Genomic DNA, 13,752 nt, shown 5'->3' on the forward strand with positions numbered 1-13,752 from the left:
TTGAGTGCTTCCTCAGACCAGTGACGCGGAGCCGCCCCTCGACCGGTAGTTCGCCCGGATTCTCGCCGCGGAAGATGGGACGACACGTTATTCTACGTTCTGTAGAATTGTTGCTATGGTTGTAGTAGCGAATTCGATCGTCATCAACACGGCTTTCGCGTTCGTCGTGATCAGGGAAACTCCGATGAGAGGATTGCAATGAATAGCAGCGCTGGCACGGCTCCAATCACCACACCCTTCGATTCCGCAGAGCGAGACCTCGATGTCATGGTCGGATTCGATGGCTCCGAACACGCACAATCTGCACTTCACTTCGCAGCTGTGGAGGCTTTGAGCCGCGGTATCGGGCTCACGGTCGTCACCGCATTCAGCGTCCCGCTGATGATCTATCCCAACATGGCATCACTTCCGGCCCAACCCGAGGACCAGTTCAGACGGGAACTCGCCGAGAAGACTCTTAGCGAGGCACGCGAATCCCTCAGGGAATACCCGGGAAAAGCAGAATTCGTGACCACGCAGGGAGACGCCACCGGCGCCCTCGTCGAACTTTCGGCTCGGGCGAAGCTGGTCGTCGTAGGAGCCCGCGGTCGGGGAGGCTTCGTCGGGCGGATTCTGGGATCGGTCGCGGCGGCACTGCCCGCCCATGCCCATTGCCCCACCGTCGTGGTGCCCAGTGGCTATCAGCCGGTCGAGGCCCAAGGCGCCGAGCGCTTCACCCACGGAACGACCGACTCCCCTGTCGTCGCTGCGATCGATGGATCCGAGCAGAGTCGCATGGTCCTGCTCACGTCGGCACAGCAGGCCGAACACCGCAGCGGCAAGTTGCATATCTTCGCCGCCATGCCCCTGATTGATGAATGGGTGTATTGGTACCCTGAGCTCTACGTCGACGAGTCCAGCACCAAAACGCGCCGGAGTGAACTTGAGGAGTCGATCGAGGCCGAACTCTCCTGGCTCCAGGAGCTGCACCCGTCCGTGGACATCACGGCCGAGGTCGCCGTTGGTGAGCCGATCTCCCTGATCGCCGCCAAGACGCGTTCGTCTGCTCTCACGGCCATCGGCACTCGCGGTCGCGGCGCAGTCAAGAGCGCTCTGCTGGGTTCAATATCACGCGGTGTCATCAACAACGCTGAAGGGCCGGTCCTGGTTGTCCCGACTGAGGCGATGCACGACGTCACCGACCGCTGACAAACAGGTCTAGTCCGCTGTGCTGCTCCCGGACCCTGCGGACACTGCGCTGCAGGGTCCGGGGTGGCCCCCCCCACTTCGCAGGTCGTACATGCAAATGACCCGGAGCAGAAGGACGCCGAGGATCGCAAGGACGATGAAACCCAAGCCCCACGCGACGAGTCCGATGACGACTGAACGATCACACTGATTTCAGAACTGGATCCCGCGAGTCAATGCTCCGTCGATCAATAGGTTCGCCCCAGACGTCCGGCTCGACAGAGGACTGGATAGGAAGACGACGCTGGCAGCTGTCTCCGCTGGTGTTCCCATACGTCCTGTGGGGTTCAGACCCAGCGCGAACGAGAACAACTCAGGATCGTTCGTCTCGATTCCCGGCCACACTCCATCCTCGTGATATGTATTGCCCGGCGACACCGTATTCACCCTGATGCCCTTGTCAGCCAGGCTGAGAGCCAACCCGGCCATGTAGCCGATGATCGCGGTCTTCATCGTGCCATACGGCCCGGATGCGAAGTCGGCCTCACGCCCCGAGACACTCGAGATGGAGATCAGCGACGCCACATCGCTCATCTCCAAATGGGGAATGACGAGTTTGGACAGGTTGACCGTGCCCATCATGTCGACGTTGAACGACTCGTACCAGTTCTCCTCGGTGTCCGGAATCGCCAAGGCGCTGACACTGCTGACAACCATGTCGATGGTGCCGAACTCTGCGACTGTGGCATCAACCCATGCGGACAGAGACGTGGCATCTCGAACATCGAGGACCGTGCCGAGGGCCCTACCCTTCGAAGCCAAAGACTCTTCCGCCTCGGCGACCTCTGAGGCGCTTCGTGCGCAGAAGGCCACGTTTGCGCCCTCGGCCAGAAAAGCCTCAACGATGGCACGCCCGATACCGCGTGTGCCTCCGGTGACCATTGCTGACTTTCCGCTGATCTTCAAGTCCATGGTGAGACCCTTTCTCTTCGACGTTCGCGGGTTCTGAGTTCGCTGTCTGGGATCAGACCAAAGAGCGAGCACGATCGCGGAGGTCCGCGTGCATCCCGTTGAACGCGCTCCGCTCCGGCAGCAGGGACTTCGCGATCTTCGTCATCACGCTGTAATTGGTGTCGACGACATTGGCGACGGGGACCAGCGAGATCTGGGTGAGCAGCTGATAGGCGTCCATCCTGTCCAGCCCGTAGAGCTCGCCGAGCCACTGGATCATCTGCACTTGGGAGATCCTCCACGAGTCCTCCATCGGTCGGGAGGATCCGACGACCATCCAATGAGCGTCGTCTTCCAGACGCGGCCACGCCGGAGCACCGCCTTTGATGAGATCGACGATGATCGTCGAGTTCATCGCTCCCTCCACTGCAGTACCGCAGGCTTCACCTTCGCCCTGCCGGTAGTGTCCGTCGCCGATGGAGAACATGGCACCTTCAACGTTCACACCGAAGTAGGCAGTCGTCCCGACTCTCATCTCCGGGGTATCCATGTTTCCGCCGAAGCGTTCGGGTGTCAGAGAGGAATGCACCTCTCCGCCGGCCGGGGCCACCCCAACGGTTCCGAGCATGGGTTCGATCGGCAGGGCGACTTCGAAATCGCCCGTGCATGTCTGGAATCCCACGGTCTGCGCGGTGGAGTCGATTTCATAGATCCAGACGCCTTCGGGAAGATGATCGTGGAGCAGGCTCGTCCTGTCAGTGGCGGTCAGCCCGCCGAAGAAGGGAATCATGGCGGAAGCACCCCAACCACGAGCCGGGGTCAGGTCGACGATGTGGAGAGCCAGCGTGTCCCCAGGTTCGGCCCCTTCGACATAGAAAGGGCCGGTCTGTGGATTGAGACGCCGCGGATCGAGCACCGTGCTTGGAATGTCGGTGGCTGAGGTGATTGCATGGTTGAATGCGTCCTCGGACCACAGTCGCAGGGTGGTACCGGGCTTGATCGCGGCTGCCGGCCGGCAGCCGCCGAAGGTATAGACGAATTGATTGTGTTCAGGAACAAAGTCGACGACGTCCATACTTGATGCTACGTGATCATTGTCACTGGGCCAATGGTTCTGCTGGTCGCCCCAGGGCGCTGATTCGTCACCGTGCACGGGATCTGCACTGAACGCCTCATGAACTTCCTTGGAATGGGCGACGTCTTCGATCTGCAACATGACAGGGCTGAGGCAGTTCCCGAACTACAGCAGTGTCAACAGCAGCACTTGCGACGGACTAGACTTTCCCATGATGGTTGTCGATTCACATACGGCGTCTGATGATCCGGTTGGCATTCCCTCCGATCGTGACAGACTGCGGGCTCAGAGCAAGGGGTGGCTGGATCAGGCGACCTCAATTTGGGTCTTGACGCTGGGTTTCATCGTGCTGACCGTCCTCGCCGCCGGGCCGGTACGAGTACTGGACTACCAACTCAATCGGCGTTGGCTCTATCTCTTCAATCCCGATCTGGTGTGGTTCGCACAGAACGTGTTGGATCGCATCGCCGGGCAAGCAGTCTGTCTGCCTGTGCTGGCGGCCGTGGCGATCACCCTCGCGTATCGACGCCGATCCTGGCGTCCGATCGGATTCGCGCTGGCAACGGAAGCAGCGTTCTACATCGGCGTCGGGGGTCTGAAAGTTCTCCTGGCACGGCCGTCGACGACCTTGCACGATCCGAGGTTCTTCCAAGGTGGTCTGCTCGACTTGGGTGATCGTGGAATCAGCTACCCCTCTGGGCATTCCTCCGAAGCGATCCTCATCTACGGGGCAGCTGTCTACCTGATCGCCCATTACAGCGGCGCCTCCCAAAGAGTCGTGCACGGACTCAGCTGGGTCGTGGCAGCGATCGCCATGAATTCCGTCGTGGTGTCATTCCTCCTCGGGTGGCACTGGATCACCGACCTCGTCGGCGGCCTCATCGCCGGTGGTCTGTTCCTGCGAATCCTGACGACGCTCGACCAGCGGCTCCTGGACCGGGAGCGAAGGAAGACCTTCCTCGCTGCAACTCTGTGAGCGGCTTCGATCTCGCCCTAGTGCGAACTCCCTGCGGCAGTGCGCTCGAGTCTTTTGCTGAGCTTCAGCCCCCGCTGCGCCCATTCGATCTCACTGCGGGCACGAGCGGCCAAACCTTCGTAGGCGAACTTCTTGTAGGCGATGGTGACTTCACGGTCCGCATCGGCGGTGACCGCCAGACGGCGATTGAGCATCGGGGATTCGAGTGCCTCGATCGTAGCGATCTCGTCCTCCCAGACCTGCAGCTCACTCTTCCAGTGAGCGATATGTTCATTGAGGAATGCGTAGACAGCCGCCTGGTCGGCTGATTCCAGATAGGCGGCTCGCAGGTGGGCGGCATCTCGTGTGCGTTGGTACTTCAGTGGGCCGTTCATCCAGTCGGTGAAGGCACGCTCCCCCGCCTCGGTGACATGGTAGACGCGGCGCATTCCGGCGGATCCACGGGTCTGCTCCTCGGCGACGATGAGCTCTTCCGTCGCCATTTTCCGCAGTTCCGGATAGATCTGCGAATCCGGGGCATGCCAGACGTGGCCGACGGACTGGGAGAACTGCTTCTGCAGCTCGTAGCCGGACATCGGGCCGATGCGCAGCAGAGCCAGGAGTGCACTTCGGAGACTCATCGTGGTTCCTATTCTGTGAATCAGCGAGGCGCCCGGGCGCTCTGCCCGGGCCCCTTCAGACTACAACTCTCAGGCGTCTTGGCCGGTGCGCCACCCGCCACGGTAGGTCTGACGTGCAACGGTCGAATACGGAACGGGGCTGACGACGACGCCGACCTCGGTCTGCTCATGGGGCTCGACCGATGCCTTCGAGGTACCACCGTCGGGCTCGCCCCAGACGACCTTGAGCTCAGCACCCTCGGGAACGTCGGGATTGACCGTGGCCAAGGACAGACCTCGGCGCTCATTGGCCGAATAGCCGGTGAACATCGAGAACCCGACGACATTGCCATCGGCGTCGATGACCGAGTCATAGTTCGCCGAACCGTAGTTGGCCAAGGGCAGATCGAAGTACTTGTAATTCGGTCCATCGACGTTGAGCGGGGAGGCCAACACTTCACCCAAGTCGTCGGCGTCCCAGGCCAGCGTCACCTTCTTGCGCTGCGCTGCCGGATCCATGGCCTCCAGCGCGCTGCGGCCGATGAAGTCGTGGTCGAACTTCACGAACGACCCGTAGCCGAGCTCCCACGGGGTCAGGTAGTAGTCCTCGATGTTGTCGGAGACGAACGACCCGGCCAGTGTGCCGGTCGCTTCATAGCTGTCAGCGCCGAGCCATTCGCGGTATCCACGCTCGGCCTCACCGGAGTAGATGGCCGGCAGCGGCGAGGGGATCCAACCCGACTCCAGGGTGTTCGATGGGTAGGCTCGCGCACCGACGGGCAGGAGACCGAACTCGGCGCCCGCCTCGACGATGGCATCCCTGATCTCATCATGGTCCTGGTAAGGTCCCCAGATCTCGAGGCCGGGGGCACCGGCCATGCCGTGGCGCAGGGTGCGGACCTGTTTGCCGGCGATGGTCATGGTCGACATGTTGAAGAAGCGCAGCTTCTCCAGTTCGCCACCATTGAGCTTCTCGATGATCGCCCAGGCATTGGGGCCCTGGATCTGGAAGCGGTAGTAGCGGCGGCTGACGGCGTGGCCGTATGGCCGCGATGGGGACCGGCGATCGACCTCGATGTCGAGGTTCGCATAGCCGCCGGTCTCACCGTGGTAGAGCAGCCAGTTCGATGCCGGCGAGCGCCCCACGTACACGTACTCGTCCTCGGCCTCATGGAAGAGGATGCCGTCGCCGATGACGTGGCCGGATTCGGTGGTGGGCACGTACTGTTTGGCCTTGTTCACGGCGAACTTGGCCACGGAGTTGATCGCGGTGTCAGAGATCAGGTTGATGGCATCGGAGCCCTTGAGGAACACGTTGTCCATGTGGTGTGACTGGTCGTAGAGGACTGCAGTTTCGCGCCAGGCCTTCTGTTCCTTGATCCAGTTGGTGAAGTCGGCGGGGACGACCGGGTAGATGTAGGAGCCGATCTGCGAATTGCGCAGGTGGTCGACGGCATTGGTCGAATCGAGGATCTGCTGGAGATTGTCGGTCATGGTCGATGAACCTCTCTGTTCTTGTCGCTGTGTGGGTGCTGCTGTGGAGTGGCGACTTGCTGGGTCGTCGGGTATCGCTGTTATGCCTGTGTGGTGAAGTCCTGGACCCATTCGGCTGTGGCCGCGAGTCCGCCGAAGGTGTAGAAGTGGGTCTTCACCCCTGATGTCGCCGAGGTGATGGACTCATATGAGGACAGATCGGTGAGGAATCTGTCCGGTCCGGCTGTGCCGAGGAGGTTCGTCAGTGAGAACCCGTACTTCTTCGCGATTCCCGCACTGGTGCCCACTCCGAAGCGGCGAGCATAGCCCAGGAGTCGCTTGATGCCTGCGGGCCCTGGCGTGCCGATGCGGATGTCGGCCTCGACGCCGTGGCCACGCACCTCGTGGACCCACGCCACGACTGCCTCGGCGTCGAAGGCGAACTGGGTGAGCACGACTTGGCCCAGCCCCTGTTCCGTCAGCGATGCGCTTTTGGCCGACATGTGCTCCCACAGGGTTTGGGTGCTGATGTCGGGATGGCCCTCGGGGTAGCCGGCGATCCCCACCTCGGCCACACCGTATTCCTGCAGGATGCCTGTGCGAATGACCGAGAGCGAATCGGGGTAGGGACCTTCAGGGGTCGCGGGGTCTCCCCCGACGACGAAGACACGGTCACTGGCTCCGGCCTGCTGGAGAGCGTCGAGGAACTCGCGCAGCTCGGTCTCAGACTTCAGTCTGCGAGCCGAGATGTGGGGCACGGGGACGAACCCGAGTTCGAGCACTTCCTTCGCCGCCTCGAGGCGCATCTCGAGGTTCTCATTGCCGAGGAACGTGATGTTGACGCGTGTTCCCTGGGGAATCGCGTGGGCGGCCTGCTGGAGGCCGGGGACGTCTTTGCCGGTCATCTCCAGCGAGAAGTCGTCCAAGACGTTGGTTGCGGTCGATGCCTCCACGTGGTGATTCCTTTCATGAACACTGCGGTGGGTTCGTGAAATCACTATACGCATAGGCATTTACCTATGTCCATAGGTAACTTGATTATTGACATCGCTCGCTGGCGCGGAGGCACGGACGACCATTGCCCGAGCATCTCGGCGCTGATAATGTGCCCATCATCACGTTTTACCTATCTTCATAGGCATCTTGCAACGATGCGGATGCTTATCTCACCACAGAATCGGAGTACGCGGTGGACCTGCGCGAACGACTCAACACCTCTCGAATGTCGACCTATCAGTGGCTGATCGTCGGCATCTGCACCTTCCTCAACGCCCTCGACGGTTACGACGTCCTGGCCATCTCGTTTACCTCGAACCAGGTCAGTGAGGAGTTCTCCCTGTCCGGAACGGCTCTCGGTCTCGTGATGAGCGCCGCGCTGCTCGGGATGGCGATCGGTGCCCTGACCCTGGGACCGGTCGCCGACCGGATCGGACGACGGAACATGACGATCATTGCTCTCATCGTCAATATCTGCGGTCTCTTCCTCTCCGCCACCGCCACCTCGGCGACGGAACTGGGCATCTGGCGCATCGTCACGGGCCTGGGCATCGGCGGCATCCTCGTGGGCACCAATGTCATCTGCGCCGAATACGCCTCACGCAAGCGTCGTGGCCTGGTCATCAGCATCTACACCGCCGGCTACGGAATCGGTGCGGCGCTCGGCGGATCGGTGATGGTCTCACTCATCGCCACCTCCGGATGGCGTTCGGTCTTCATCCTCGGTGGATGCCTGGCCACGCTGTCTCTGGTGCTCGTCCTCTTGCTGGTCCCCGGATCGCCGTCCTATCTCTACAACCGGCGACCGGAGAACGCGGTGAAGAAGCTGACGCTGATCGCCCGCCGGCTGGGCCACACCGAGCCTGTTGATCTGAATGCCACGACCGCGGAGCAGGAGAACAAGGCGGACGATTCCGGTGTACTGGCACTATTCAACCGTCGCAATCGCCGTGTCACCTTCGTCGTCTGGGCAACGTTCTTCATCGTCATGTTCGGCTTCTACTTCGTCAACTCCTGGACCCCACGCCTCATGAACGAATCCGGGCTCACCGACACCTTGTCGATGATCGTCACCGTCGGACTGACCTTGGGAGGAGCCATCGGATCCGTGGCCTTCGGACTGTTCACCTCACGCTGGTCAACCCGCTCGGTGCTGATGAGCTTCTCCGTGCTGGCCGCGATCCTCATGGCCGTCTTCATCTTCACCGCGCAGTGGATCGTGCTGGTCATCGTCGTCGGTGTGCTGGTGGGAATGTTCAGCAACGGCTGCATCGCCGGCCTCTACGTCCTCACTCCGCAGTCCTACTCGTCTTCCCTGCGCTCGACCGGCGTGGGCTGGGGAATCGGCATCGGTCGCTTCGGCGCGATCATCGCCCCGACAGCCACGGGTGCGATGCTCGACGGTGGGTGGAGTCCGCAGGCGATCTACGTCTTCGTCGGTGTTGTCCTCCTCCTGGCGGCGGTCGTGCTGCTGGGTATGCGCGGAGTCGACGTCGAGGCGAACCGGAAGCCGGAGATTCGGGAAGGCGCTGCGGTGTGAGGTGTGGACCTCAGAGGAGGATTGAGCGTTACAGCACCTGGGAGATATCGATCCTCACACCGTTGGGGCTGCGAACTCCGGAGCCAATGAACAGGACCTCGCTCATCCAGGCATAGGGACCGGACCGGTCAGCACTCAGGCGGGGTACGCACCGAAAGTAGATTCTCTCGGGATCGACGTGTTCACCGTTCATCAGTTTGTTCAGGTCGCTGGTGCTGCCGGTGCGCAGCGCACGGTTCTCCACGAGAACATGGTGCCCGTCATCGGTTTTCAGCACATAGTCTGCCGCGAGGTAGGCAACGGTGTCGATCGGGTACTGCTGGAAGTCGGCACCGGCGTCGAGGACTGTGCCGTTGAGTTCTGGTCCGGTGACTCGGCCGCCGCGGATCGGGACGATTTTGCGCAGCCCGTCGACCGTATTGCCGATCATGATCGGTGCCTCCACTTCAACGTCGATGGTCGCCAGGTACGCCAGTTCCGGAGGCGTGATTTCGTTTGGGGGCGTGCCGGTCGGCTTCCCGGGCACTGCATTCATCCAGGTCTCTCCTCGTAGTCGCCGGTGGTGGCCCTATTCGTACCTCGAGCGGTCACGCGTCGAAGTTGGAACAGCTTTCGCGTGCCTGGTCGAGCGACGTGGAGAGACCGTCGGTGTCCATCGTCGCCCCGTCACTGATGAGCTCGTAACCAATCTTCTCCAGCTCAGCGTCGACCGGTTCGCTCGTACCGCCTCCCCCACTGCCGAACAGGCCTCCTGCAGCCGCCACCTCATTCCACACAGGGTCGTCGCCGAACTTCGGTTCCTCGGACTCCCACGCCGCCGCATCGGGATACTGTTCAAGCGTCTGCTCGACAATTCGGCACCCGTAGACCGTCTGTCCCGTTTCGGAGGTGTCCGCGGCAGACGGCTGACCTTCGTAGCTCGTCGACAGAAAGTCTCCGCAGACAGAGATCGTCGAATCAACGAGGGGCCCGAATTGGTCCCTCTGCAGCGTATTCACGGCACCGACGAGCTCACGGCCCAGATCTTGCACTTCTTGGTCTACGGGATCACCCATCGGTGCAGCCCCACCGAACAGACTGCCAATGGACATCAGCTCAGAAAGAACCCGATCCTCGCCGAGTTCTGGGGGAGAATCTGTCCATGCCTGGCTGTCTGGAAAGTCGGTCTTCACCTTGTCGGCCAACTGGCATCCATATGCGATCTGGTCGTCCGGAGACATTGTCCCGGCCGCCGAGGAATTGCTCTGGGCGCTGTCTTCAGTGCTGTCACCAGATGACCCACCAACGGCGGATTCGGAACCTGAGCAGCCCGAAAGTCCAATCACCAGCGCGAACATCCCAGCGCCGACAGCTCTCGATACAGTCCGCTGTCCCAAGAGAGACGGCCTCGGCGAATCCACGTCACAGGTCTGCATATTTGTCCTCTTCAGAAGGTGTTCGTCGCTCGTCACCGGCTTCACTGCGGGCGTAATGGTCTACGGAGCCGATTCTGCCATAAGAACGGCGTGGCACCGTTGACTGACTCCCGAGCTCGGCGTCTCGCTGCCGCCGGCCCTCGGCAGTCAACGCCGGAGATGACAAGGCGCGCTGTCGCAGAGGATCGAACTTCCGATCCTCTGCGACAGCGCTCGTCATTTCAAGTGTGAACCCGGTCAGTAGTGTCCTGGCGGGTCACTGGCGGGGAATGATTCGTCTTCCCATTCGTCGACCATCTTGTCGTCGTGATCGTGTCGGCTCTGCGCGGATTCTGACCTTTCAGCGGAACCTTCGGTCGCCTCGGCGGGGGAGGTTGAGGACTCGTCCTGCCCGTTCTCTGGCTGGTGATTCTCAGACATGGCTGCACCTCCCCTCGGAAATCAGTGCTCGAACCTGGTATCACCATCATGCGCGCTCAATCGCCCCAGCGATACGGCAACGGCGTGATTTTCGTCAACCATTTCGGACACAATCGCCCGGTAGCGACGGCGACAGCATCAGTCCCCTACTGAGCCGGAGCCTCCCGGAGTAGCATGAGAACCAAGTACGATCTGCGCAATGCGAGGTGTTGGGACATGAACGATGATCAGAACCTGCAGACGAAGGCCGATGAGATCAACAGCAGACTCGATGAGGCGGCCTCGAGGGCCAGCGGACCCGACGTCTCGTACGGATCGACTCCCGGATACGTCCAGGACAATGTCGAAGAGGATGCTCAGGCCGCTGCCGAGGACGAAGGTGTGACGCTCTATCGTCACCCGGACGGCTCGCACGAGGCGGTCGACGAAACGAAGATGACTCCCGAGTCCGACTCAGACGGCTGACCCGCCACGCAAGGATGAAGCCCGGCACCTGAACGACCAGGTGCCGGGCTTCTGAGCATGCCTGCTCCATCAGGCGGTCCAGGGACCTCAGGAACCGGCGGGAGTGAAGTCCGTGCTGCCGGCGAACTCGGGCCGCGGCTTCGGTGCGGCGAAGGGTTCGACGCACGTGTTCTCCACCGAGTTGTAGACGATGAAGATGTTCGACCGCGAATACGGTGTGACATTGCCGTTCGAGGCGTGCATGCAGTTGGAGTCGAACATGACCGCACCGCCGGCGGGCCCTTCGAGGACGTCGATGCCGTACTCATCGGCGAAGTCGCTCAGCGTCTGCGGATCAGGGGTGCCCGCACCCTGCATCACCAGCGACTTCTTGTAGTTGTCCTCCGGTGTGCCGCCGACGCAGCTGATGTAGCGCTGATGCGATCCGGGCATGATCATCAGCGGCCCGTTGAACGAGTAATTGTCGGTCAGCGACAACGACAGGCTCACGGCACGCGGCTCGGGCATACCATCCTCGGCGTGCCAGGTTTCGAAGTCTGAATGCCAGGAGAATTCCTTGCCGACGAAACCGGGCTTGTAGTTGATGCGGCTCTGGTGGATATAGACCTCGGACCCCAACAGCTGTTCAGCGCGGGCGATGACCCGCGGATCATTGGCGATCTTGCGGAAGATCTCGTTGCTGCGGTGGATGTCGAAGATCGACCTGACCTCGTTGGACTTCGCCTCGACAATGGTCGCGTCGTCGTCCTTGATCGTCGGATCGTTGGCCAAACGGTGCAGCTCGGCCCGGAACGTCTCGAGCTCATCCGGGGTGATGAGCTCGTCGATGGTGAGATACCCCTTGTCGTCGTAATGCTGCAGCGTCGCCGCGTCGAGGGGGCCCTGTTCGGCCGAACCGAATGCGATCGGACCCCTGCGGTCGAGAATTTCGGTTTTCTCGCCGGATCGAGTGGGGTAGAGATCCTTGGTTGTCGATGGTGAGATTACAGTCATCATTCTCCTTCCTCGGATTGTGCGAATGCCTCGTCGCCCCGGGACAGGATCTGCGGGAACGACAGAAGCATTCCGCTTGTGCCGCCACGCTAACAGGGGGATCGATTCGGTGAAACCCCCGTTCTGGCTCATCCGTCCTGGTGGTCGAACCGCCGCTGAGACAAGCGCACTTCCTGTTCTCGGGCGGACTAGGATCTGCGTAGCCACCCTCATGTCGTGGCACTTCCCATGTCCCTCGTGTTGAAAGGCAGGACAGATGTCGACCCCCGCCGACTCCGAGCTTCAGCCGCCCGCCTCGCCCAGATCCTCGTCGAGACTTCGCAGCATCCTGGCCAGCTACCGCTTCCCGCTATTCATCCTCACCGGCGTCGTCATCGGTGCGATCATCGGACTGATCTTCGGCGAAAAGGCCACGGTCATCAAACCCTTCGGCACACTGTTCATCAACATGATGTTCACCCTCGTCGTGCCGCTGGTCTTCTTCTCCATCTCCTCGGCGGTGGCGGGTATGTCCTCAGCCACCAGGCTGGGCAAGATCCTGGGCAGCATGCTCGGCATCTTCGCCATCACCGGCATCATCGCCTCGATCGTGATGATCGCGGCCCTGTGGATCACCAAAGCCACCGAGGGCGTCAAGGTCGAGATGACCCAACCCGAGGACGTCGAAGAGGTCGGGTCGATCGGTGATCAGCTTGTGTCGACCTTCGTCGTTGACGACTTCTCGAAGATCCTCTCCGCCGAGCACATGCTCGCCCTCATCGTCTTCGCCGTCATCGTCGGCATCGCCACCTCCAAGATCGGCGCAGTCGGCAAACCCTTCGCCCAGTTCCTCCGCTCCGGCTCCGAGGTGTTCCTCAAATTCACCTCGATCATCATGTACTACGCCCCGATCGGCCTGGGCGCCTACTTCGCAGCTCTGATCGGCGAGCTCGGGGCGCAGCTGGTCGGCGACTACGTCCGAGCCTTCCTCGTCTACTACCCCGTGGCCATCGTCTACTTCGCCGTCGCCTTCACGCTCTACGCCTTCCTCGCCGGCGGCCGGCGTGGGATCACTGCGTTCTGGTCGAACATCATAGAACCGACGGCTATCTCCTTGGGCACGTCCTCCTCGGTGGCGGCAATCCCGGCCAATCTCCGAGCCGGAAAGCGCATCGGCGTGCCCCGCGATATTCGGGAGACGATCATTCCGATCGGGGCGACGATCCACATGGAGGGCTCGAGCCTGTCCGCAATCCTCAAGATCGCTTTTCTCTTCGCCGTCTTCCAGCGTGACTTCTTCACCCCGGGCAACATTCTCATCGGCATCGCCGTAGCACTGCTGGCCGGGATGGTCATGGCCGGAATCCCCTCGGGTGGGTTCATCGGCGAGCTGATGATCATCACCCTCTACGGGTTCCCCGCCGCAGCCCTGCCCATCATCCAGATCATCGGCACCGTCATCGATCCCCCGGCCACCACCGTCAACGCGGTCGGCGACCAGGCCAGTTCCATGATGGTTGCCCGCGTCCTGGACGGGAAGGACTGGATGGACAAATCCGATGACGATACGACCGATGAATCGGAGGTCTCGCCCGCCGAGGTGGCTTCGACCGAAAAATCTTGATCACGATCCGATTTCGACATCGTCCTTGAAAGCCTCCTTGTCGGACTCCCAAATCATCTTTTCCACAAGGATCCATGCG

At 61.5% G+C, this 13,752-nt stretch carries 14 protein-coding genes; 5 read left to right on the forward strand and 9 right to left on the reverse strand.

From position 1 onward, the window contains the following. Window positions 1-198 precede the first annotated feature (198 nt). The gene (locus INT29_RS03945; RefSeq protein WP_009884790.1) at window positions 199-1,188 is read left to right on the forward strand and encodes a universal stress protein; all 990 of its coding nucleotides are present in this window, start codon (window positions 199-201) and stop codon (window positions 1,186-1,188) included. Between the two features lie 192 nt (window positions 1,189-1,380). Here INT29_RS03945 and INT29_RS03950 read toward each other — a convergent pair whose 3' ends face one another. Further along, on the reverse strand, window positions 1,381-2,139 hold the full coding sequence (locus INT29_RS03950) for an SDR family NAD(P)-dependent oxidoreductase (RefSeq protein ID WP_096158545.1): 759 nt from the start codon (window positions 2,137-2,139) through the stop codon (window positions 1,381-1,383). Between the two features lie 52 nt (window positions 2,140-2,191). Further along, window positions 2,192-3,334 carry an acetamidase/formamidase family protein gene (locus INT29_RS03955; RefSeq protein ID WP_009884787.1) on the reverse strand — a complete coding sequence of 381 codons (1,143 nt, stop codon included), beginning with the start codon at window positions 3,332-3,334 and terminating at the stop codon, window positions 2,192-2,194. Window positions 3,335-3,404: 70 nt separating this feature from the next. On the opposite strand from INT29_RS03955, the gene INT29_RS03960 reads away from it, so the two are divergent. Further along, on the forward strand, window positions 3,405-4,169 hold the full coding sequence (locus tag INT29_RS03960) for a phosphatase PAP2 family protein (protein ID WP_009884786.1): 765 nt from the start codon (window positions 3,405-3,407) through the stop codon (window positions 4,167-4,169). 17 nt (window positions 4,170-4,186) lie between these two features. Here INT29_RS03960 and INT29_RS03965 read toward each other — a convergent pair whose 3' ends face one another. The 3 genes from INT29_RS03965 to INT29_RS03975 form a co-directional block, all read right to left on the reverse strand. Next, window positions 4,187-4,789: a PadR family transcriptional regulator gene (locus tag INT29_RS03965; RefSeq protein ID WP_009884785.1), complete on the reverse strand. Its 603-nt coding sequence runs from the start codon at window positions 4,787-4,789 to the stop codon at window positions 4,187-4,189. 69 nt (window positions 4,790-4,858) lie between these two features. Beyond that, a complete protein-coding gene (gene ligM, locus INT29_RS03970; protein WP_009884784.1) occupies window positions 4,859-6,262 on the reverse strand; it encodes a vanillate/3-O-methylgallate O-demethylase in 1,404 nt (467 codons plus the stop codon). Window positions 6,263-6,342: 80 nt separating this feature from the next. Beyond that, window positions 6,343-7,194, reverse strand: coding sequence for a methylenetetrahydrofolate reductase (locus INT29_RS03975; protein ID WP_009884783.1), 852 nt, complete (start codon window positions 7,192-7,194; stop codon window positions 6,343-6,345). Between the two features lie 269 nt (window positions 7,195-7,463). On the opposite strand from INT29_RS03975, the gene INT29_RS03980 reads away from it, so the two are divergent. Further along, complete coding sequence (locus INT29_RS03980; protein ID WP_226829743.1) at window positions 7,464-8,777, forward strand: MFS transporter; 1,314 nt, start codon at window positions 7,464-7,466, stop codon at window positions 8,775-8,777. Window positions 8,778-8,805: 28 nt separating this feature from the next. Here the strand turns inward: INT29_RS03980 and INT29_RS03985 are convergent, their stop codons facing one another. The 3 genes from INT29_RS03985 to INT29_RS03995 form a co-directional block, all read right to left on the reverse strand. After that, window positions 8,806-9,312, reverse strand: a complete 507-nt coding sequence (locus tag INT29_RS03985; RefSeq protein ID WP_009884781.1) for a DUF3237 domain-containing protein — start codon at window positions 9,310-9,312, stop codon at window positions 8,806-8,808. 52 nt (window positions 9,313-9,364) lie between these two features. After that, entirely contained in the window at window positions 9,365-9,868 is a 504-nt protein-coding gene (locus INT29_RS03990; RefSeq protein WP_193070776.1) for a hypothetical protein, read from the reverse strand. A 561-nt stretch (window positions 9,869-10,429) separates the two neighbouring features. Next, window positions 10,430-10,612 carry a hypothetical protein gene (locus INT29_RS03995; protein WP_009884779.1) on the reverse strand — a complete coding sequence of 61 codons (183 nt, stop codon included), beginning with the start codon at window positions 10,610-10,612 and terminating at the stop codon, window positions 10,430-10,432. Between the two features lie 216 nt (window positions 10,613-10,828). Here INT29_RS03995 and INT29_RS04000 point away from each other — a divergent pair, with 216 nt between their 5' ends. After that, window positions 10,829-11,077: a hypothetical protein gene (locus INT29_RS04000; RefSeq protein WP_009884778.1), complete on the forward strand. Its 249-nt coding sequence runs from the start codon at window positions 10,829-10,831 to the stop codon at window positions 11,075-11,077. A gap of 87 nt (window positions 11,078-11,164) precedes the next feature. Here the strand turns inward: INT29_RS04000 and thpD are convergent, their stop codons facing one another. Then, window positions 11,165-12,073, reverse strand: coding sequence for an ectoine hydroxylase (gene thpD / locus INT29_RS04005; RefSeq protein ID WP_035279480.1), 909 nt, complete (start codon window positions 12,071-12,073; stop codon window positions 11,165-11,167). A gap of 253 nt (window positions 12,074-12,326) precedes the next feature. Here thpD and INT29_RS04010 point away from each other — a divergent pair, with 253 nt between their 5' ends. After that, window positions 12,327-13,673, forward strand: a complete 1,347-nt coding sequence (locus tag INT29_RS04010) for a dicarboxylate/amino acid:cation symporter (RefSeq protein WP_193070777.1) — start codon at window positions 12,327-12,329, stop codon at window positions 13,671-13,673. Window positions 13,674-13,752 lie beyond the last annotated feature (79 nt).

It is taken from the genome of Brevibacterium sp. FME37, assembly GCF_014897485.1.
In the GTDB taxonomy this organism is placed as follows: domain Bacteria; phylum Actinomycetota; class Actinomycetes; order Actinomycetales; family Brevibacteriaceae; genus Brevibacterium.

Coding starts and splice junctions, on each gene's coding strand:
- INT29_RS03945 (WP_009884790.1), top strand. CDS start 199: ATGAATAGCAGCGCTGGCACGGCTCCAATCACCACACCCTTCGATTCC.
- INT29_RS03950 (WP_096158545.1), bottom strand. CDS start 2,139: ATGGACTTGAAGATCAGCGGAAAGTCAGCAATGGTCACCGGAGGCACA.
- INT29_RS03955 (WP_009884787.1), bottom strand. CDS start 3,334: ATGTTGCAGATCGAAGACGTCGCCCATTCCAAGGAAGTTCATGAGGCG.
- INT29_RS03960 (WP_009884786.1), top strand. CDS start 3,405: ATGATGGTTGTCGATTCACATACGGCGTCTGATGATCCGGTTGGCATT.
- INT29_RS03965 (WP_009884785.1), bottom strand. CDS start 4,789: ATGAGTCTCCGAAGTGCACTCCTGGCTCTGCTGCGCATCGGCCCGATG.
- ligM (WP_009884784.1), bottom strand. CDS start 6,262: ATGACCGACAATCTCCAGCAGATCCTCGATTCGACCAATGCCGTCGAC.
- INT29_RS03980 (WP_226829743.1), top strand. CDS start 7,464: ATGTCGACCTATCAGTGGCTGATCGTCGGCATCTGCACCTTCCTCAAC.
- INT29_RS03985 (WP_009884781.1), bottom strand. CDS start 9,312: ATGAATGCAGTGCCCGGGAAGCCGACCGGCACGCCCCCAAACGAAATC.
- INT29_RS03990 (WP_193070776.1), bottom strand. CDS start 9,868: ATGTCCATTGGCAGTCTGTTCGGTGGGGCTGCACCGATGGGTGATCCC.
- INT29_RS03995 (WP_009884779.1), bottom strand. CDS start 10,612: ATGTCTGAGAATCACCAGCCAGAGAACGGGCAGGACGAGTCCTCAACC.
- INT29_RS04000 (WP_009884778.1), top strand. CDS start 10,829: ATGAACGATGATCAGAACCTGCAGACGAAGGCCGATGAGATCAACAGC.
- thpD (WP_035279480.1), bottom strand. CDS start 12,073: ATGATGACTGTAATCTCACCATCGACAACCAAGGATCTCTACCCCACT.
- INT29_RS04010 (WP_193070777.1), top strand. CDS start 12,327: ATGTCGACCCCCGCCGACTCCGAGCTTCAGCCGCCCGCCTCGCCCAGA.